General features: G+C 59.2%; 17 protein-coding genes, 1 tRNA gene and 1 pseudogene. 3 read left to right on the top strand and 16 right to left on the bottom strand.

Annotated elements, in window-relative coordinates:
• The first annotated feature begins 5 nt into the window (after positions 1–5).
• Positions 6–686: a HisA/HisF-related TIM barrel protein gene (locus VXJ35_RS09255; RefSeq protein ID WP_064021316.1), complete on the top strand. Its 681-nt coding sequence runs from the start codon at positions 6–8 to the stop codon at positions 684–686.
• A gap of 56 nt (positions 687–742) precedes the next feature.
• Here VXJ35_RS09255 and fae read toward each other — a convergent pair whose 3' ends face one another.
• The 5 genes from fae to VXJ35_RS09230 all read right to left on the bottom strand — a co-directional run bounded on the left by fae (position 743) and on the right by VXJ35_RS09230 (position 5,272).
• Positions 743–1,258, bottom strand: a complete 516-nt coding sequence (fae, locus tag VXJ35_RS09250; RefSeq protein ID WP_054759134.1) for a formaldehyde-activating enzyme — start codon at positions 1,256–1,258, stop codon at positions 743–745.
• A gap of 83 nt (positions 1,259–1,341) precedes the next feature.
• Entirely contained in the window at positions 1,342–2,211 is an 870-nt protein-coding gene (locus VXJ35_RS09245) for a triphosphoribosyl-dephospho-CoA synthase (protein ID WP_064021315.1), read from the bottom strand.
• Entirely contained in the window at positions 2,205–3,101 is an 897-nt protein-coding gene (locus VXJ35_RS09240; RefSeq protein ID WP_064021314.1) for a RimK family alpha-L-glutamate ligase, read from the bottom strand. The genes VXJ35_RS09245 and VXJ35_RS09240 overlap by 7 nt, the downstream gene beginning before the upstream one ends.
• A gap of 82 nt (positions 3,102–3,183) precedes the next feature.
• Positions 3,184–4,167, bottom strand: coding sequence for a methenyltetrahydromethanopterin cyclohydrolase (gene mch / locus VXJ35_RS09235; RefSeq protein WP_064021313.1), 984 nt, complete (start codon positions 4,165–4,167; stop codon positions 3,184–3,186).
• A 4-nt stretch (positions 4,168–4,171) separates the two neighbouring features.
• Positions 4,172–5,272 carry an ATP-grasp domain-containing protein gene (locus tag VXJ35_RS09230; RefSeq protein WP_082880859.1) on the bottom strand — a complete coding sequence of 367 codons (1,101 nt, stop codon included), beginning with the start codon at positions 5,270–5,272 and terminating at the stop codon, positions 4,172–4,174.
• 76 nt (positions 5,273–5,348) lie between these two features.
• Here VXJ35_RS09230 and VXJ35_RS09225 point away from each other — a divergent pair.
• Together VXJ35_RS09225 and VXJ35_RS09220 are read left to right on the top strand one after the other, a co-directional pair.
• Positions 5,349–5,439 (top strand) — tRNA-Ser (locus VXJ35_RS09225).
• Between the two features lie 126 nt (positions 5,440–5,565).
• A pseudogene (locus VXJ35_RS09220) lies at positions 5,566–5,892 on the top strand (DUF6538 domain-containing protein); the annotation flags it as partial.
• 85 nt (positions 5,893–5,977) lie between these two features.
• On the opposite strand, the gene VXJ35_RS09215 reads toward VXJ35_RS09220, so the two are convergent.
• The 11 genes from VXJ35_RS09215 to putA form a co-directional block, all read right to left on the bottom strand.
• On the bottom strand, positions 5,978–6,169 hold the full coding sequence (locus tag VXJ35_RS09215) for a hypothetical protein (protein WP_064021311.1): 192 nt from the start codon (positions 6,167–6,169) through the stop codon (positions 5,978–5,980).
• Positions 6,170–6,501: 332 nt separating this feature from the next.
• Positions 6,502–6,858 carry a hypothetical protein gene (locus tag VXJ35_RS09210; RefSeq protein ID WP_064021310.1) on the bottom strand — a complete coding sequence of 119 codons (357 nt, stop codon included), beginning with the start codon at positions 6,856–6,858 and terminating at the stop codon, positions 6,502–6,504.
• Between the two features lie 66 nt (positions 6,859–6,924).
• Positions 6,925–8,247, bottom strand: coding sequence for an autotransporter outer membrane beta-barrel domain-containing protein (locus VXJ35_RS09205; protein WP_064021309.1), 1,323 nt, complete (start codon positions 8,245–8,247; stop codon positions 6,925–6,927).
• Positions 8,248–8,503: 256 nt separating this feature from the next.
• A complete protein-coding gene (creC, locus tag VXJ35_RS09200; protein ID WP_064021308.1) occupies positions 8,504–9,949 on the bottom strand; it encodes a two-component system sensor histidine kinase CreC in 1,446 nt (481 codons plus the stop codon).
• Complete coding sequence (gene creB / locus VXJ35_RS09195) at positions 9,946–10,626, bottom strand: two-component system response regulator CreB (RefSeq protein WP_269454723.1); 681 nt, start codon at positions 10,624–10,626, stop codon at positions 9,946–9,948. Before creB ends, creC begins: the two co-directional genes overlap by 4 nt.
• Before the next feature lie 14 nt (positions 10,627–10,640).
• Positions 10,641–11,057 (bottom strand): DUF350 domain-containing protein, encoded by a 417-nt coding sequence (locus VXJ35_RS09190; protein WP_064021307.1) that lies wholly within the window; start codon positions 11,055–11,057, stop codon positions 10,641–10,643.
• A 3-nt stretch (positions 11,058–11,060) separates the two neighbouring features.
• On the bottom strand, positions 11,061–12,191 hold the full coding sequence (locus VXJ35_RS09185) for a glutathionylspermidine synthase family protein (protein ID WP_064021306.1): 1,131 nt from the start codon (positions 12,189–12,191) through the stop codon (positions 11,061–11,063).
• Between the two features lies 1 nt (position 12,192).
• Complete coding sequence (locus tag VXJ35_RS09180) at positions 12,193–13,278, bottom strand: hypothetical protein (protein WP_197496021.1); 1,086 nt, start codon at positions 13,276–13,278, stop codon at positions 12,193–12,195.
• Between the two features lie 202 nt (positions 13,279–13,480).
• A complete protein-coding gene (locus VXJ35_RS09175; RefSeq protein WP_064021304.1) occupies positions 13,481–16,747 on the bottom strand; it encodes an EAL domain-containing protein in 3,267 nt (1,088 codons plus the stop codon).
• Entirely contained in the window at positions 16,740–17,408 is a 669-nt protein-coding gene (locus tag VXJ35_RS09170; protein ID WP_197496019.1) for a biliverdin-producing heme oxygenase, read from the bottom strand. Before VXJ35_RS09170 ends, VXJ35_RS09175 begins: the two co-directional genes overlap by 8 nt.
• A gap of 214 nt (positions 17,409–17,622) precedes the next feature.
• Entirely contained in the window at positions 17,623–20,727 is a 3,105-nt protein-coding gene (gene putA, locus VXJ35_RS09165; protein WP_064021302.1) for a bifunctional proline dehydrogenase/L-glutamate gamma-semialdehyde dehydrogenase PutA, read from the bottom strand.
• Positions 20,728–20,756 lie beyond the last annotated feature (29 nt).

The following is a 20,756-nucleotide window of genomic DNA, read 5'->3' as shown; positions in this document are numbered from 1 at the left end:
ACTCCATGCAAATTATTCCAGTCATTGATTTAAAGGACGGCCGGGTGGTTCACGCCAGCGGCGGGGACCGCAGCCGTTACCTGCCGATAGACCTGCACTCCCGCATCGTTAGCGACAGTTCGATCGAAGCGGTGGTTTCCGCCTTGTTGGCGTTGCATCCGTTTTCGGCGTTTTACATCGCCGATTTGAATGCGATCGAGCGCGACGGCAGCCACCGGCATATCATCGAACCGTTAGTCCGCCGCTATCCGGCCCTCGATTTTTGGGTCGATAGCGGGTTGCGCTACCCGAACTCGAGCCGGGACCAGCCGGATAATCTGAAGACGGTTATCGGCACCGAGACCGGTTCAGAACCATACGATTTAAGCGATTCGGCGGCGATACTATCGCTGGATTTTAAAAACAATCGGGCTTTAGGTAATCCGGCTTGGCTGGAACTGCCGCAATACTGGCCGGATACCGTCATCGCCATGACGCTGGACATGGTTGGTGCCGGCCGCGGCCCGGACTTCGCCGGACTCGCTTCGCTTCGCGGTCGCAGTCCGCATACCCGGTGGATTGCCGCCGGCGGCGTGCGCAACATCGCCGATTTGCAGCGGCTGGCAACCGCCGGCCTGTCCGGCGTGTTGGTAGCCAGCGCCTTGCACAACGGCAACATCGGCGCATCGGCGTTAAGCAAATTTTAGGCAAAAAAATACCCCGGCTAGCCGGGGTATTTTGTACAGCCTTCGATACTAAAAAATTAAACTTTGTTAGCAGCGAACGGGTGTTTAGCGTCTTTTCTGGCAGCCAATACTTCTTTAGCAGTTGGAGTGCCGGCTACAGCGCGAGCGATAGCTTCTTTGGTTGCTTTGTAGTTGAATTCTTCGATTTTCGCGTCGTCTTCAGCCAACCAGTGGATGAAAACACCCACGGAAACGAACAAGTCGTCAGCTTCGTCGGCAGGAATGGTGCCGTCTTCAACGGAATCGGCAACTGCTTGAGCAACAGCGCGTTGCGCTGGTCCGAACATTTGAACGGCTTGTTTTGAACCTTTGATGGTTACTTTGTTGAACAGGATGGTAGCCGGTTTAACCAACAGGTTAGGTGCAACCACAGCCAACAGAGTAGAGAAACCGTCTTTGTTGTTGGTCAAAGCATTTGCAAACGCGGTTTCCGCCGCTGAACCACGTGGGCCCAAGATCAGGTCGATATGGGCAATTTCGTTGCCGTCACCAACCAAAGATTCGCCTACGCGCATGTTTGTAATTTTTGCCATTTTAAATTTATCCCCTAAAGATAAGATTGAACCAAAAAATAGACACAATAATGTCCCAAAATATAGTTTCTTCGAAGTTCCCTCTATAACTCACCGGCCTGTTGTTGGCCGATAAGCTGTTCCAGAAGCACCACCAGTACTGTCGCTACAGTCATATCAGCTGTCGTACCCGGATTGATTCTTTGTGCCTTAAAAGCTTTGTCCAGTCCGTAAAGCACCGGAAAAAGCTCTTCAGGCTCAACGGTGAGCTGCATCGCCCGATCGAGCGATTCCATCTCCACCCTGATCCACTCTGAATACCGCTTTCCATACTTCCGTTCGATATGGCTATCGGAGTAGCGGGCCAACATCGCAGCAAAAACCGCTAGCGCCGCCCAACCAGAATCGCCAGACAAAACGAAAGCACGATTATATCGTAAAACTGCAAAATCAAAAATGTCTTTAAAATGGTTTGCGTATTGCAAGGCAATCCGGTCTTTGTCCGCGGCAAAACGCATCGCTTCGGTTAAAGTGACCGCGGCTTTTTGCTGAACGTCGTGTTGCTCGGACTCGCCGAGCCCGGCCGGCGCGGCCAAAACAATGGCCTCGAATACCCATTCGGCATCCTGCTGGGTAGTGGTCTCCAAAACCCGATCGAGAGCCTGACGCCAGGACTCGCCCGGCCGCGCATTCGCTGCGGCGTGAAGCAACGGTGCGCACAGCAGCACGATGCCGAGATTGGTATTGCACCCGACCGCTTCTCTAGTCGCTTTGACGGCGTAATAAATTTTTTCGCCCAAACCGAATTCGGGATCGGTAATGGGTTCGCTGCTGACCTGCGCACTGAGCCGGAAATCCTCGACCGTCATGTCGTGGGCCGGACTGTAAATACTGACATTGCCCGGTTTGAATGCCTGCAATTCGATTTCGCAGGCTTGGCGATAAGCCTCGATCAACTGCTGCCGCTTCAGCATAACTCGCCCAAATAACGCTGCAATAGGTCGGCCACCAACCACTGAGCGACATTGGCCTGGCAAACCCCTTGCAAGCCCTTCCAAGCCGGAACGCTGTTGACTTCGATGATTCGGTAATTGCCATGCCGATCTTTGATCAAATCGACGCCGGCATAGTCCATGCGCAAGGCGTCGGCGGCCGCCACGGCCAACTCGACCAATTCGGCCTCCATGGCGATAGCCTCGCAACTGGCGCCGCGGGCAACGTTGTTTAGCCAGGAAATCCCGCGCCGCCGCATCGCAGCTACCGCTTTGCCGTTCACGACGAATACACGAACGTCGGAATAGCCGTCGCCATCGCATTCGATAAAGCGTTGCAGATAGTAAATGCCGCGGCTACCGGTCAGCCATAACAAATCGGTGGACTTTTCGATCCGGCGAATGCCTTCGCCTTGCGAGCCGAACAACGGCTTGCTGATCAAATAATTGCCCTGCTGCAACTCGCGTTCTGCGATTGCCAAAGCTTGCTCGCGGTCTCGTAATACCCAGGTTGCAGCCGTCGCTAAACCGGCCCGCTGCAACAAGAAACTGGTCATACCTTTGTCTACGCTACGCTCGATAGCGCCGGCGTCGTTGTATACCGGTACACCGAGCAGTTTCAGCGTGTGCAGTACATCCAGATAAAACACCACTTCTTCCAGCGATCCGCCCGGCACGCCGCGAACAAAAGCCGCGGCCGGCAAACGATCCTCGAAACCGGGAACCAATACCGGCAGATCGTAATTATCCAGTTGTAAGCGGCAACCGGTCAGCGAAGCGTATTCGGCTGTGAAACCGCGCGCGGCAAAAGCCAAGCACAACTGCTTGCCGTGCCAGCCCGGGTCGTCGGTAAATATTACAATTCGGCGCAATGGAAAATAAGCAAAAAATTAGCGGCGCGGCGGCGGGTTTTGCCAAGCAATACCCGCCGCCGCGAGGGAAAGTCGAAGACGTTTAGGCGCCGAACGATTGATTCAGCAATGTATTGTCCAGCTTGCCGGCCCGAAAACTTTTTCCGGATTCTACGGCAGTGACGATGACCACGGCCGGGCTGAACAGCATCGCATCGATTTTGAAGAAATCGTATTCGTAAGCTTTGAAGATATCGGCAAACGGCTTGCCGTAGTCTTTGGAAGTTGAACTCGGCAATTCCTTGGCCAGTTTCTCGGCGGCCGCGTCGTCGCCTTTGACGAACAAATGCACCTGCCCGGCAAACAAAATCGCATCGTTGGTCCGGCCCATCGCCTTGACGAAATTGGGATGCGGCGGACAAATCGGCGCGCTGCCGGAACCGTCGACGATGTTTTCCAACGGAAAATGCAAGGCGTGCGCTTTATGCATCGCCACTTCCAAAACCCGTCCTACGACTTGCACGCCGCCGGCCAAACTGCTGGTCGGCGTAACTATGATGGTCAGCTTATCCGGGGCCACGCCGCAAGCGGCCGCGACTTTCTCGACGATTTCCACCGGCGGCACGGCATCGTTCTCGATGACCAATACGGTCCGTTCCGCACTATCGCGGTACTCTAACTCTTTGTACAACTCTTCCACCGGCTCAACAGCACCGTCCTTAAGCTTGGTCGCCATCGCTCGCGCCGGGCCGGAACCCAATGCATAATATTTGCCGTGCGACAGGCTCCAGCCGGCGTATTGACTACCCAGGCACGACAACACCGGGTTGGTGGCATGAACATTGATGGTCAGCGGCCAACTCTCGGTATAATTACTTTGCGAGATGGTCGCAGTACCCATGCCGCCCATGCAGATTTCGGTAATGATGCGGCCCGCTTCCAAACCGCCGGGTACTTTAATGCCAGCGTCGATGATGGTACAGCCGTTGTCGAGTTTCTCGACGCCCAACCTTAATTTGTCAGCGTTATCCAACAGCTCCTGCACCAAGGGTTGTGAAAGTTTGTTGACGCTCGCCTGATATTGCATGAATTTAACAACCTAATTTCAAAAGGGTTTGAACGATGGCCTGCCGTTGCAGCAACTGCTCGGCGACCTGCCGTGAATTTTTTCCGCCGGCAATAATACTGCATATCGGCTGGCCCACGCCAACAATCGAGCCCGCGACCGGCCGATCCACGACCCAATCCGGCCAATCCACATCCGCATCGATTTCCAGGTTTTTTGCAGCATAAACAATCTGATACGCCACCGGCTCTCTGGAGATTTTCGTAACGGAAACTTCCGTCCCGCCAAACGCCGCCAAATGCCTTAGCAACAACTCGCGACCATAGAGCTGGGCACTGGCCGAAATACGCGGGTTAATTTCCAATACGTACGCGCCACTGGCGGCGGCCATAAAATCCAGCGTGTTCAGTCCACGTAATTGGTAAGCTGCCGAAAGTTTGTTGACCGCATCGGTAAGTTGGCTGCGGACAGCCGCCGGTAGCTCGGCATGGCTGGCTATGCCGCCGAACAGGAAATGGCCTGCGGGGCCAGGTGCGGCACACCATTGGCGGTTGAATCCGATCACCTCGACTCGATCGACAAACGACATAAACAAAACCGACATTGCTTGGCCGTCGACAAAACGCTGCCAGTATCCATCGACGCCGGCCGCAGCCCTGTCGCGGCCTATACCCACACCACCTTCGCTGCGGCAGGGCTTGAAAATCCAGCCGTCACCGGGATACGACGCAACAAAGCTTACCGGCGGATGCGCGACGCCTAGTTCCGCCATCAACCCGAAAAAATAGGGCTTATCCTGAACTTTCCGAAAAACCTCCGCGGAATTTCCGAAGAGGCGCGAGTGAAATTGCAGATACTGCAGCGTTTCCGGAAAAGCTTCGAGGCCGCTGCCGTACAGAATGCCGTAGACGGTACCGGATTGCCGAACCGCCAGCAGCGCTGGGCTAACATCAGCCCAGTCTAACGATTCGACTTTAAAGACCTGCCTAGCCACTTGCCGGGTGTCGGCATCAGCATAACAATCGATTGCCACGACATCGTAGCCGATATCGACACACATCCGCGCCAGCATTCTGGCTGATTTTGCAATAACTAACAAATACTTAGAAAAAACAGGAGTACGCATACCTTCAGATCGCCCGAATCAAGCGTAAAAAAATACTAGATTCCGGAAAAACTTTCTGAAATAATACACGGCTATTGGAGAGCTGGCTGAGCGGTCGAAAGCGGCGGTCTTGAAAACCGTTGAGGGCTTATACCCCTCCTGGGGTTCGAATCCCTAGCTCTCCGCCATATTTCAAAAAAGCCTTTGATTTTTCAAAGGCTTTTTTCGTTTATAGCCTCAAAAAACAGCGTTTTGCTACGAAGAGGCTGCCATTATGGCAAAAGTCCCCTATCTGATAAGACGTCTTTTATTTTCGTCTTAGTGTTCCCGCCAAACTTCGCGAATTGGTCAAATCTCGCGAAATCATCCAAAGCCTTAGAACCCAAAACAGCAATGAAGCAGAACGCAGAGCACTACTGCTCGCAGCTGACTTCAAAACGCTTTTGCATGATCTAAAACCGGAAAAACACAGGCGTTTTGCCGCCCTGAACTCATCGGGGGCACATTGTCCGCGCTTGCAAGCGCTAAAACGGTCAACAACAGCGAACCGGTTATTTTTGCACCGACGTTCGAGCTCCGAACCGGAACGGTCGTGTCCTAAACGGCCAACCAGCGGCCTCGAACGCAGTTCACGGGGTTGAATTTGCCCTACCCTGACAAAAAAAGCCCAACGTATTCGGCGAACCGCTTAGAAACGGCGGTTCGCCCAGCGGAACCGTATTTGAATCAGTGCCGGTCGAGTTCCTTGGCGTGACCGGCGCCGTCGATGGCTTTTTCGATTAATGCGACGCTACCGCGCACCAATGACGCGAATAATACCGCCGGCACCACGAAATCGATCGGCAGCACCCCTGCCAAGCCGGCCAGTGCTAGCGCTGCGATCGTTAAACCGAAATTTCCTGCATTAGCGATTTTCATTTGGCCTCCCAGACCGTTTGCCGGTCGCAACGAAAACACGCTTTCACTATATCGGCGCATTAAAAATCTACAATACGCGATATATTCAATTTATTGTTTTAATTAATAAAACAGTACTGGAGGCAAGTGTATTATCCGAACCACGCCGGAGCGGGATAGCTTAACTGCCACTGTCGAGTCTGGCGCATCGGAGTTGGCTACCATGCTCTTGCAGGATTGGGGTTTCCGGGACCGAGAAATACCGCCAACCGAGGCCACGGCAACGCTGAATAAGCGACCTGATCGCCACGCGGCGACAAGCCTACATTTCCGTAGCTGCGACTACCGGCGGGTCAATGATGGCCTTTCAGGCATTGCTGTTCGTCGTGCGGTAGACCTGCGGCGAGTTTTCCGGCCAGATCGGTCGCTATGACTTGTTGCGGCCAGGTTTCGCTGGTGGTGACCAGTTCGGTATTACGCTCGGCCAAGCGGCGAATCACGCCGCCGCATCCATAGTGCAGCGGGTGGCGGTTACCATCGCCGCGCACGTGCCATTCGTGCAGACTGCCGAATTCGGTCAAATCCAGCGTCCAGACCAATTCCGCGCCGGATTCGTCGGCGGCATAGACCTGCCACGTCGCCGCTCTGCCGGCATACGCGGCTATCGTGCCGTCTTGATTCAGCGCCACTGCAATAATTTTCTGTGCCACCGTTCTCTCCCCCCGGTCAAAATTAGGCAAGCTTGCCGCCTGTTACAAAGCCTCTGCCGCGTTTGCTTACAACCCCAAGCGGACGCCGATAGTGCCGATGTAATTGTCGAAATAAGCGTGGCCCAACAAAGCCTCGAAATTGGCGTAAGCCTGCCAACCGTCGGCCATCACCGCCACCAGGCCGCCGCCGACATGGAAAAAATCCCGGTCGGGCCGGTCGGTTTGAAAGCCGAACGTGGTCGGCAGCGCTCGGTAGTCTTGCGCGAATTGCACGTAAACCGTGCGCTGACCGTTGTCGTATTCGTGAGTCCAATCGGCGTTGACCTGCGGCACCAATACCCCCCACGAGGTGCTGATGGCGTAAGACGCCTGGGCGCCGACGCTGGATTGTACCGAAGTCAAGCGGTCCGCCAGATAACGCAGCTCCAGGCCGGAGCTGCCCTGCTCGCTGTAGGCGTCCATTGCCGCGTGCCGGTAGCGGAGCGTGCCGCGCGGCCCCAACGTCAAACCGCCTAACGTGAAATCGTAACCGGTGGACAGATTGCCTTCGAATTGGTCGGCGCCGGGCGTGCCGCTGATAGCGCCGCCGAAATTGGTGTTGTCTTCGCGCAGGTAGTCGCGGCGATTGGCGTTACTGCCGTCTTTGCGCAGGTATTGAAACGACAAATCGGCGAAAAAGCCTTGCCAAGGAAACAACGAAGCGAACAAGGTCGGGCCGTAGGAATCGGTATCGAAACCGCCGCCGTTGAACTGGTCGCCGTGCCAATGCGAATAGTTGACGGCCAATCCGGCCACGGCCCAATCGACCGGCATGGCATCGATACCCAGGCTGAAGCCGGCTTCGTTGGAGGCATAGCCCCGCTCCAATTCGGTTTGGCGCCGGTCCAATTCGCGGTAATCGGCGTTGAAGAACAGATTCAAACCGGGCAACAACGCCCAGTCGCCGGAACCGCCGCCCTTTGCAGTTCCTAAGTCGGAATCGGCATGCCCGCGCCGCTTTTTCACGACCTGGTCGGCCTGGCCGAGGGCGGAAAAGGCCGCGCCGGCCGCGGAATTGTTCGCCGCGCCGCCGCCCGGCGCTCCGCCTACCGGCGGCGGATTGCCTGCCGGAATACTGCCGCAGAGGCTGGCCAATTGCGGCCCGAAATTCGAGGGCTGCACGCTACCGGCTTGACGCGGCGAATCGCCGACCAACTGGGCACAGCCGCGCTGGTTGCCGTCTTTTGCCAACAGTGCGCGAATCTGTTGATCCAAAGACTGTGCCGCAGCATCGGAAGTCGCCGCGACCACTAAGCCGGCCGCAACCAACAAGCGCGGTTGGCGAATGGCTGCGGAGCCGCAGTTTGGATAAGCGGCTGCCGGCTTGCGTGTGGTAGTGCAATGATTCATCGTGAGTTGGTAGGTTGGGCTGTTGTCTGTACCCGCTGTAACAATTGCTGCGCCGTTTTTTGCGCAAATAATACAGAATTATGTGATATGAATCACATAACTTATTACAAAACCCCACCCGCCCGCCAAAGGCCGGCCTGCCGGGCCGCAAACGTCGCGACCGGTTCAGTAAGTTGCCCAGCTTGCCGGCCAACGCCGGACCAGCCTGCTCCTGCCTGGTGCTGCGCTTAAATGCCGCTTACCGTTTCGCTACGCCTCAGACATGCAAGGGCCTTAGCGTCAGCGGCAAACTTAAATCGGCCGCCGCGCCGCCGCCCTCGGCGTTAGCGACCTGGATTTCGCCGCCGTGTAACGCGGCAACTTCGCGGACGAAGGCCAAGCCCAGCCCGGTGCTTTTGCGGCCGGTATCCGGCCGCGGCAGCGAGTAAAAACGCTCGAACAGTCGCGCCAATGCGTAAGCCGGGATGCCGGGACCGTGGTCGCGGATGCGCAGCCTTGCCTGCTGGTTCTCGCTCCAACCGCGGATCTCGATGGCCGATTCGGCCGGCGCAAACGCAATTGCGTTATCCAGCAAATTGGACACAGCTTGCCTCAATAGGAATTCCTCGCCCCACACCGGCAACTCGCCGGACAAATCGAAAGCAAAACTTAAGGCCTTCTGCGCCAACGCCGCAGCTTTTTCGGCCGCGACCGCGGTTACCAAGCCGGCCAAATCCAAAACTCTGGGTTCGGCCAAGTGCTGGCGTTGCTCCACTGCCGCCAGGCCCAACAAACGTTCTATCAGTTGGTCCAGCCGCTCGGCCTGCTCGCGGGCATTACCGGCAAACCGCAGCCGGTCGGCGTCCGGCAACGGTTCTTCCAGCAATTCCGCCGCACCGCGGATCGCCGCCAACGGACTCTTCATTTCGTGGGTCAGGGTTTGCACGTAACGCTCGACGTATTGCTTGCCTTCCAGCTCGCGGCGCATGGTTTCCAGCGTCTGTGCCAGCGTCGCCAGTTCGACGCTGTGCAGTTTCGGCGGCGTTGCCTTGCCGCCGGAGGTTACCGTGCGGGCATAGGCCACCAGTAATTCGATGGCGCGGGTCAGCCGCCAATTGAATATCGCGCCGAACAGCAGCGCGCCGCCGAACAGCCAGAACGCGCCACGCTGCACCGCCGACTTGCCGGCTTCGACGATGGGTTGCAGCAATGCGGTCGGATAAGCGACGGTAACGACGCCGATCAATTTTTCGCCGTCGCGTACCGGCGCCGCGACATGCATGGTCGAACTGCGTTTATCGTCCGGGTCGGCCTGGCTGGAGCGCGCGCCATAGCGGCCTTGCAGGGTCAGATAGACGTCGTTCCAGCGCGAGTAATTTTCGCCGACTGCGGTTCCGGCCGAGTCGAAGCGGACGATACCGGTCGCGTCGGTGACGTAAACCCGGTAATCCAGACTTTGTTTCGGAAAGCCGAATATCGTCGCCGACACCGGCCGCTTGCTATAGCGCCTTACCGCATCGGCGAACTGGCCGTCGGCGATGTTCCCGCGCGCCAACTCGGGCGCGGCCAACTCGGCCAGCAGATTGGCGGTGTCGACCAGGCTGGCTTCCAGCGCCATTCTGACGCCGGGGCTGATTTGTTTGACGACCAACAGCAACACCAATTGCCCGGTCGCGGCCACCAAAAAGAAATAGCCCAGAAACAGGCGTAGCGATAACCTCATCGGCTTTCCAGGCTGTAGCCCAAGCCGCGGTGGGTCCGGATCGGATCGGCGTCGGCAATGGCGCGAAGTTTGGCGCGCAGGGTTTTGATATGGGTATCGACGGTGCGGTCGAACACGTCGCCCGGATCGCGCCACACCCGTTCCAACAATTGCTCGCGGGAGAAGATGCGCTCCGGGTGCTCGATCAGCAGCTTGAGCAGCAGATATTCGTAACGGGTCAGCTCCAGCAAACGGCCGCGATAGCGGATGCGCCCTGCCCCGCCGTCCAGCTCGAAATCGCCGCCGGTACCGGCGACGGCCGTGGGCAAAGCCGGCTGCAATCGGCGCAGTATCGCCGCGACCCGCGCCGCCACTTCGCGCGGGCTGAACGGCTTGGTCACGTAATCGTCGGCGCCGATTTCCAAGCCGACGATGCGGTCGATCTCGTCGCCGTGCGCCGTTAGAAACATCACCGGGATCTGCGAGAAGCGCCGCAATTGCCGGCACAATTCGAAGCCGGAACCATCCGGCAATCCGACGTCCAGGATCGCCAACGCAAAGGTTTCGCTCTGCAGCCGCGCCAACGCGGTTTGCAGCAAGCCGGCATGCTCGGCCTGGTAGCCGCTCTGTTGCAACGCATAAATCAAGGTATCGGCGATTGCCGGCTCGTCTTCGACGATCAGAATGCGCTTGCTCACCAAGCTCTCGGCGCTCAATAACTCATGCAGGCCGCATTCAGCAAGCCCGCGGCCAGCGCAATGCCGGCCAACAGCACGGCCGGCCCGGTCTCGTCGGCGGCGATACGTTCGCATAAGTCGGCAAAAGCCAGACGCACGCCGACGAACACCAAAGTTTGCACGAAAAAAGCCACACCGGCCCAGATCAACATATCGGCAAACGACACGCTGTTAGCGATGGCGCCGGCCAGCGCCAGCGCAAACCCGAGCAAGGCGCCGCTGAAGGCCAGCGCCGGAGCGGTCTTGCCTTCCCGGATCAGTTTGAACTCGGCATAGGGCGTGATGTGCAAATAGCAGAAACCGAACAATACGCTGAGCGCGACGGCCGCCAAAAAATGCAACACGAAGCCGTTGGCTGCGGCCGCTAACTCGGCCAAATCGATGGTGGGCATAGATCAATCCTCGACGAAAAAATGCGGTACGAAGCGGCTATTGTTGCCGGTGATTTCGGTTTTGTCCTCGCGGATGCCGATGCCGGCCGGCTCTCCGCCGACGACCCAGGAGCCGATCACCGGGTAATTGCCGGCGAAATTGGGCAACGGCGTATAACGCTGGTAGATATAACCGTCGTCGCCGTAAAGGCCGGCCGATTCGACGACATGGGCGCCGCGGCGGATTTCGATGTTGGCGCCTTCCCGCGAATACAGCGGCTTGCGCACGTAATCGCCGAGCAACGGCTTATCGGCGAAACTGGCCGGCAACAAATTGGGGTGGCCTTCGAACAATTCCCACAAGATCGGCAGAATGCCTTTATTGCTGAGAATTTGCTTCCAGGCCGGTTCCAGCAGGCTGAGCTGGGCTTTGGGAAGATACGGCCCGAATTCCTCGCGCAGCAGCCATTCCCACGGATACAGTTTGAACAAGGCCCGGATCGGCCGATTTTGCAAATCGACGAATTGTTGCGCGGCCGCCTGCCAGCCGATGTCGTCGATCGCCAGCCAATGCGGGCGAATGCCGGCCTGCAGCGCAGTATCCATCAAATAAAACACGTTGCCGGCATCCTCGGCGCTGTCGGCGACACCGGCAAAATAAACCTCGGCATGGTGTTGCCGATAGCGTTGCCAAAAGGCGATCAATTTCTCGTGGATCGAATTGAACTGATCGGCACCGGGCTGGCAATCGGCCAGCCAAAACCATTGTACGACCGCCGCTTCCGGCAACGCGGTCGGCGTGTCGGCATTGTATTCCAGCATTTTCGGGTGTCCGCTGCCGTCCCAGGCTAGATCGAAGCGGCCGTACAAACTTGGCTCGCCCCGCTCCCACGACGCCGTCAGATACGGCACCGCCCAACGCGGAATCCGCAGGCGGTCGAACCAGTCGCGGCGGATCACCTCGGCGACGGCGTGCAGACACAGTCTATGCAACTCGGCGGTGGCGTCGTCCAGCACGTCGATTTGGCTGCGGTTAAAGCGGTAGCAGGCCGATTCGTCCCAATACACGGCGCCGTCGATGGTGTGGAAATCCATACCCACCGCTTCCAGCCGTTGCCGCCAATCGGCGCGCGTTTGCCGTACCAGGCGTTGCACGTCAGCCGCCGAAGAAGCCGTGCGAACCGCCGAACGAGCCGAAACCGCCGCGGCGGGTGCCGCTGTGGCCGTCGTCGCTGCCGCCGCAGTAACTCGACCCGGAACCGCCGCCGTGGCCGCCGCTATGGCTGTTATCGCATTCGGCCGGATTGGCGTTGGCGTCGGTGCAATCCTGGCGGATGCGGAAGTCGGCCGGCTGCCCGGCATACCCGGCCAGCGACAGGCCGCCGAGCAAGGCCAGCGATACTTGCAATGAGCGGCGCGGAATCGGCGCAGCGGCCGGGTTTGCCGGTGCCACTTGCAACAACTGCTCCCAATCCGACAGCCGCGGATAGAAATCGCGGTGGTAGACGCCGCCGACCAACAGCATCATGTAAAAATCCAGTTTGTTGCCGCACAACAGACACAGCGGCAAACCCAGCCAAGCCACGCCGTTTGCCAGCAACGCAGAACGCAAGGCTTGGCGATGGCCGCGCTGCACGCGCTGACTGTAATTACGCTCGGCCAGCGGCAGCCGGGCTTGCAGGCGCAACAGCGGATACGCGGCCAACGCTGCCGCGACGAACAATACCCGAATCGGCCAGACCAAGGCCGTCGGCGCATAACCGTTGAAGACCGGGTAATGCCAGGACAGGTAGGTGGCGCAGACGACGTAGATCAACAAGTACAAGATCGTCAAAATGGTAATGAAACGAAAGCTCGCCACCGCTTTTTCGAACTCGACGCAGGCCGCGCTGTTATTGCTCGGCGCCCGCGAAAAATCGCCGATCCGGTAGACCTTACGGCGGTAGGAATCCAGCCACAGCCGGTGCTCTTCCGACAGACACCAACCCGCAACCGAAATAGATTCGCGGCTATTTTTCTCGGTGCCGTGAAAAAACTGCAGAGATTCGACACCGTCTTGTTTGTTTACTTTTAGGACCAGAGCGTGGGTCGGAATTGCGGTTGCACCGAACCAGCCATTCTTGAGAATCTTGTCGGGGAAGAACGTAACCGAGCGAGTGCCCAGAGTCTCGGCAACCTGTCGAAAAATATACGCGCCGAACACTACAACAGTAACTTCCAACAAATAGAAGTTACTGCTCACACCCGCCCAAACAAACACTAAGGCAGCCGGCAAACCCAAACACAAAAACAACAACTTTTTCCAAAAGCTATAAGTGACGGTCAGTTTTTTATTGAAAGACGGCGACGGCATGGCTGGCAGGGGGTTAACGAAGTCGAGTAAGCATAGTTGCTAGATCCTAATTTGTCGGCAATACCGCCGCCAACCGCGGCCGCAGCCCGGCCTACGCCTGGGGCAGTCCGCGGTTTAACATCGCTTCGAAATCGGCTATCGGCACCGGCTTGCCGAATAAATAGCCCTGAAACGCGTCGCAACCGTGCATTTCCAGAAAGGCGCGCTGGACCTCGGTTTCGACGCCTTCGGCGATGACGTCCATCCCCAAGTTTTTCGCCATCGCGATGATGGTTTGTACGATCACGGTGTCGTCCGGATCGTCCAAAATATCCCTGACGAAACTCCGGTCGATCTTCAATTGCGCGATCGGCAGTTTGCGCAAATTCGACAACGACGAATTACCGGTACCGAAATCGTCCATCGAAAAACGCACGCCGATACCTCGCAGCGCCTGCATTTTGACGACAGTGTCCTCGATATCGTCCAATACCAGGCTTTCGGTCAGCTCCAATTTCAACTGGCTGGGATCTATGCCGGTTTCGCGGAGTATGCGCACCACGCTGTCGACGAAGTCGGCTTTGCGAAATTGCCTGGGGCTGACGTTCACGGCCAAGTGCAAATGCCGGGTCTTCGAGGACGCTTCCCATTTTTTTAGCTGCCGGCAGGCGGTTTCCAGCACCCATTGGCCGATCGGCGTGATTAAACCGATTTCCTCCGCCAACGCGATGAAATCCTTAGGTGCAATCAAACCGGATTCGGGATGCCGGCAACGAATCAACACTTCGGCACCGAATACTTCCCGGTTTTTCCCGACTTGCGCTTGGTAATGCAACACAAAACGGTTCTCGGCCAAGGCCCGGTGCAGGTCGGCTTCCAATTGCATCCGGGCGTTGATGTTGGCCTGCATTTGCGGATCGAAGAAACGCACGGTGTTTTTGCCGGCCTTTTTGGCTTGGTACATCGCGATATCGGCCTGTTTCAACAGGGTCTCGATATCGAATTCGTGCTCGCGGAACAACACCGCACCGATGCTGGGCGAGTTCCGGTATTCATGTTCGTTTAGCAAGTAGGGCTTGGCCAGCGTCGCCAGAATTTTGTTGGCCACGCTCTCGGTCTGCGCCAAGCCCTCGTGCTTTTCGTCGCCCAATTCGGTCAACATGACGATAAACTCGTCGCCGCCCAGACGGGCCACAGTGTCGCCCTCGCGCACGCAGGCCGACAGCCGGCCCGCCACGTGTTGCAGCAGTAAATCGCCCATATCGTGGCCCAGCGTGTCGTTCAACAGCTTGAAATTGTCGAGATCGATAAACAACAAGGCGCCGGGCCGGCCGCTGCGGGCGCTGATCGCCAAAGCATGCTTCAAGCGGTCCTGCAACAGCCGCCGGTTCGCTAGTCCGGTCAGCGCGTCGTAAAACGCCAGGCGTTCGATTTCTGCGGCGGCGGCTTTCAACGAGCTGATGTCGATGAAACTGGCCACATAATTTTTCAGATTCCCCTGCTGGTCGGTTACCGCGGAGATGGCCAGATGGATCGGAAATAGGCGGCCGCCGGCGGCTTGGATCGTGATTTCGCCTTCCCAGGCACCGCTGACGCCGACGGCATTCCACATCGCTGTGTAATCGGCGATTTGCCGGTTATCCAATTCCAACTCGCGCAAACTTTTGCCGACGGCAAACTCGGCCGCGTAGCCGGTAATTCGGGAAAAAGCCCGATTCACCCGCAAGATAGTGCGCGCGGAATCGAGTACCACGATACCTTCCTGAGATTCGAACGCCGTCGCCGCAATCCGCAACTCGGCATCCAACGCGCTTTGTTGCTTCAATGCCTGCTCCAGGCGGCTTTTCTGGGCCAAGCCTTCGGGCAGCGTGACCGCCAGCATATTCGCCACGCCCAATTCGACGGGACTCCACGGCGCGCTGCGGCCGCGCCATAATTCGCTCCAAATTTCGAACGACTGCCGCGGCGTCAGCCGATAGCCGCCGGCTTCGTCCTCGACCAAGCCTTTCTCGGCGCGTCCGGCCCAATGTACCGTGCGCGGTTTTTCCGCCCGAAACCAGACGATACCGTTTCTCAAGCCGGCGGACAGCGGCGTACACAGCACGCCGGCCGCCGTATCCGGGTAGTCCGCCGCCGGCGGGAAATACTTCGCCAAATGCTCGCAACTGAACGAATTGGCGCAGGCCTGGCCGCTCAGCCAAGGCAACAGGGCTTCCAATTGCGCCGCCGTTGGCGTCAGGCCGTGGCTGTGGCGCTTGCCTTCCACCAAGGCGATGACACCGTCGGCGTGCAGCAATTGCATCAGCTCCGGCAACAGCCGCTGCAAAATCGTCTCTTCCTGGCTGGTAAAGATGTAGTTCAGCAATTCGCCGACCAAATGGTTGGCGCTGGTGACGTGGCTGTGCTGGTCCACCGCTTCAATCGCCGACAGCTTGGCCGAAGTCATGCGGCTGATAAACGTCACCGCCTCGCGTTCGCTGATGGAAACCGGTTTGGGAGCATGGTGGTGGCAGGCAATCAGCCCCCAAAGCCGGCCGTTCTGCAACAGAGAAACCACCATCGAGGCGCGCACGCCGATGTTGCGCAGATATTGGATATGAATCGGCGACAGGCAGCGCAGCGCCGAATAAGCCATATCCAACGGCTCGCCCGCCAACGGGTTGACGGCCGGCAGCAGCGGCACCGGTTCCGCCTCGATATCCGCCACGACCCGCACCGGATTCAATGCGAACAAACGCCGCGCCTGAGCGGGAATGTCGCTGGCCGGAAAGTGCAGACCCAAATAGGAAGGCGCGGTTTCGATCCGGCTTTGGCTGATCACCTCGCCGTTCCACTCCGAATCGAAGCGGTAAATCATCACGCTGTCGTAACCGCACAAAGTCCGGACCAGGATCGCCACCTGGTCGAAATAGTGCAGATATTCGCGGTCGGTACCGATTTGCAGCAACGCATCCTGCATCTGCAGCAACAGCTCCGCCAGGCGCGTTTCCTGGTTGTCCGCCTGCTCCGCCATCAATTCGACGGCGATGCCGCCGTTGCTGAGGTAGACGTGGGCTTGCAGTTCCGCCGACGAACAGTCACTGGCGACGGCGAGCTTGCCGCTGGCAGTGTTGCGGCTGTGCGCGGTCGCGGCCAAGCTCTGCAATTGCTCGGCCGCCTTGGCGCCGCACAGTTCGGCGAACGGCCGGCCCAAGGCGTGTTCGGCGGCGCACGGCAAAAACCGGCTCAAATTGGCGCTGGCCTGGACCACCCGCGCTGCCGCATCCGTGGTAACCACCAGCAAAGCGCCGTGCGGCTGGATTTGGCCGATCTGGTGGATGGGTTCGGATTCGCATTTTTGCAGCGCCTGCTGCAACTGTTCCGGGGTATAGCTAACCATTGCCACCGTTCCCCGCCGGCGAGCCACGCACCACGGCACGGTCTAGCTCGGCCTCGAACAACGCGAACGTGCGGTTGGCGGCAATCTCGGCGGCTTTGCTTTGTTCGACGTCGGCGGCAATCGCTTCGGCAAACGCCAGATAATCCCGCCACCTGGCGGCGCTAGCCTCGCCGTAACCGCAATAGAACCGGGCTCCGCCGTTCGGCGTCAATCCCAAGTATTGCTGCAGGCGTTTGCTTATCAGTTGGCCGCCCAAAGTCGAGCCTTCGACCACGTAAAGCACCCCGACGTAGTCGCCCAGGCTGGCGATGGCCGGCACGGCGAGCGGCGGCGCAGACGATTCCAGCGCGGCCGGATCGATGCCGAAATAATCCAAATCCGCCTGCAACCAGGCCAGCTTGGCTCGGGCCGCATAATCGAAACCGGCAACCGGCCCGGCGGCAAATTCGGCCAGCCTGGGTTCCAATGCGCTGTATAGCCGGTACAGCGTCTGTAACAGCAGCCGGTAGTCTGCCAACGAATAGCCCGGTTGCAACAATCCAGTCAGTAACGCATGCCGGTTGAGCCGCTCGTGCTGAGCCTGGGTGGCATTGCGCAGCAATGCGCGCAGGCTGACTTGGCCGGTGGCCGCTGGTGGCGGGTTGGTTAGGGTAATTTCCATGCATGCCTGATTAGCGAATAAGCGGAATTCGCTGGAAAATATACCACTGGTTTGCCCGTACACCATCCCAAGCAGCCGCAGCGCCGCACCCCGCCGCCGGCGCAGTGCTTGTCGCCGGCATGGTTTTGGCAGATTCCGGCTTGATTCGTAAAGCAAAAACGTCGCCCGCATTCCGTTCGGTTACGAAATTTCGCGCTGCCGGCCAGCATCGGCGTCAGGCCCGGCCTTGCAACAAACCGGGATTGCCACCGATAGCGGCGGTATTGATGCTGACGGTTTGCTCGACTGCAAACCGCAACAGATAGTTGGGGCCGCCGGCTTTCGGGCCGGTGCCGGACAGACCCAGCCCGCCGAACGGCTGCACGCCGACCACCGCGCCTATCATGTTGCGGTTGACGTACAAATTGCCGACCCGGGCATGGCGCGCGACATACTGCACCGTCGACTCGAGCCGGGTGTGCAGGCCCAGCGTCAGGCCGTAGCCGCTGGCATTGATCGCCTCGACCGCCTGCTCCAGCTCGCCGGTGCGATAGCTGACGACGTGCAAGATCGGCCCGAACACTTCGCCCTCCAGCACCGCCAAACCGGGAATCCGCACCAAGCTCGGCGGAAAAAAGCAGCCGTTCGCGCAAGCGGCCGGCAACGGCGTTTGGTACAGCAGCTTGCCGACTTCGGCGATGCGCCTCAGATGGGCGTGCAACGCGGCCAAGGCGCTATCGTCGACGATAGGGCCGACATCGGTATCGAAATCCCACGGCGAGCCGACCCGCAGCAAGCGCATCGCCCCGATCAAGCGCTCGATCACCGCATCGCAGGTCTCCTCCGGCAAAAACAACACCCGCAGCGCCGAGCAACGCTGGCCGGCGCTATTGAAGGCCGATTGCAGCGCATCGCGTACCAATTGTTCGGTGTGGGCGGAACTGTCCGCCAACATCGCGTTCTGGCCGCCGGTCTCGGCGATCAGCGTCGCAATCGGCCCAGGGCGTTGGCTCAATTGCCGGTTGATCAGATTGGCGGTTGCCACCGAGCCGGTAAACGCGACGCCGGCCACGCGCGGATCGCTCAACAACCGGGCGCCGATGCCGGCACCGTCGCCCGGCAACAATTGCAACACCGGCTTCGGCACGCCGGCCCGGTGCAACAGCCTGACCGCCGCCATCGCCGTCAGCGCGGTTTGCTCGGCCGGCTTGGCGATCACGCTATTACCGGCCAACAACGCGGCGGCGATTTGGCCGACGAAAATCGCCAGCGGAAAATTCCACGGGCTGATGCAGACGAACACGCCGCGGCCGCGGTAACCCAGCCGATTGTCCTCGCCGGTCGGGCCGGGCAAGGCCTGCGGCCGGCCGAACAACGTCAAGGCGTTGGCGGCGTAATAGCGGCACAAATCCACCGCCTCGCGCAACTCGGCCAAGGCATCGCTCACGGTGCGGCCGCCTTCGCGGATACATAAAGCCAGCAACTCGGCGCGGTTGCGTTCGAATAAATCCGCGGCCGTTTGCAGACAGGCGGCACGCTTAACCACCGGTTGCAAGCACCAGGCCGCAAACGCCGATTCCGCGGTTTGCAGCGCGGCATCGATCTCGGCCGCGCCGCTTGCCAATACCTGGCCGACCGCCAAGCGCCGGTGGTACGGACTGTAAACCGGCCGGCCTTCGCCGCGCAGGCGTTTGCCATCGACCAGCGGCGAGGCCTGCCAGAGTTTGCCGGCATATTCGTCCAGTTCGCGGCGCAGATGCTGCAACACGGACGGATCGCTGAGATTGGTGCCGGCCGAATTTCGCCGTTGCGGCGAGAACAACTCCGGCGGCGGCGCCAATTCCGCGCCGGCGGCAGCATCGAGCTGCACGGCCGGATCTTGCGCCAGTTGGCCGGCGGCTATCTGCGGATTTTCGATTTGGTTGACGAAGGAACTGTTGGCACCGTTTTCCAACAATCGCCGCACCAAATAAGGCAACAAATCGCGATGAGCGCCGACCGGCGCGTACACCCGGCAAACCAACTCGGGCCGGCCCGAGTCGAGCAAGGTGTCGTACAGTGCCTGGCCCATGCCGTGCAAGCGTTGAAACTCGTAACCGGGATGATCGGCGCCGGCCATGGCTTGGACGGCGAGCACGCTATGGGCGTTATGGGTAGCGAACTGGCCGTAAAAACAGTCCGGGCACGCCAGAATCGCTCGAGCGCAAGCCAGATACGACAAATCGGTCGCGGCTTTGCGGGTGAACACCGGATAATCCTGCCAACCGTTCTCTTGGGCACGTTTGATTTCGCTATCCCAATAAGCGCCTTTCACCAGGCGGATGGGAATCCTGCGGCCGCCGCTTTGCGCCAACGCCGCCAGCCACTCGATCACGGCCGGCGCCCGTTTTTGGTAGGCTTGCACCGCCAGCCCCAAGCCCGGCCAATCGGCGAATGCCGGATCGGTAAACGCCGCCGCGAAAATATCCAGCGACATTTCCAGGCGTTCGGCTTCCTCGGCATCGACCGTCAGTTGGATATTGGCGGCTTTGGCCAGTCTGGCCAGATTCGACAACTTGTCGACTATCGCCGCCACCGCATGCCGCTGTTGCAATACCTCGTAACGCGGATACAAGGCCGACAATTTGACCGAGATGCCCGGATTTTCGAACAACCCGGCGCCGGCCGCCACGGCCAACGCGGCAATGGCGGCGGCGTAGCTGGCGTAATAGCGCTCGGCGTCTTCCAGGGTCAGCGCCGCCTCGCCGAGCATGTCGAACGAATAGCGGTAGTGCGGGCTACGCCCGGCCCGCGCCAAGGCACTGGCGATGTCCTCGGCAATGACGAACTGCTCGGCCAGGATGCGCATGGCTTGGCCGACCGCACTGCGGATCAGGGGTTCGCCCAAGCGCTCCAGCAGCGCCGCGAACGGGTCGGAATCGGCGTGCCGCAGCCAGCGCTCTATGCCGCCGCCGAGCGCCAAGGCGCCACTGGCGAGGTTGACCAGCCAGGATTCGCTATGTCCCAGGTGGCGCAGCCAATCGCCGCCGGCCAATTTGTCCTGCAAAAACCGGTTTTGCGTGGCCGGATCGGGGATGCGCAGCAGCGCTTCGGCCAAACCCATCAATTGCAACCCTTCAGCACTGTTCAGGCCGTATTCCTGCAGAAAACCCTGAAACAAATCCGCCCCGCCCCGCCGCCCGCGAATCGCTGCGATCAGATCTTCGGCCTGGGCGCTAACCTGCTGCGGGCCGTAATCGGCCAACCCGGCGCGCAGCGCCGCCACTGCCTCGGCCTCCGGCCGGGTATAGGCTCGGACTATCCCTGCCCTCAGTCTGTCCAGTTCGTGTTCCGCCGGCATCGCCGCCTCCGCTGTTGCCCGATCGAGTC

This window comes from Methylomonas sp. DH-1 (genome assembly GCF_046097555.1).
GTDB lineage: Bacteria > Pseudomonadota > Gammaproteobacteria > Methylococcales > Methylomonadaceae > Methylomonas > Methylomonas koyamae.
This window is presented reverse-complemented; position numbering and strand designations above follow the sequence as displayed.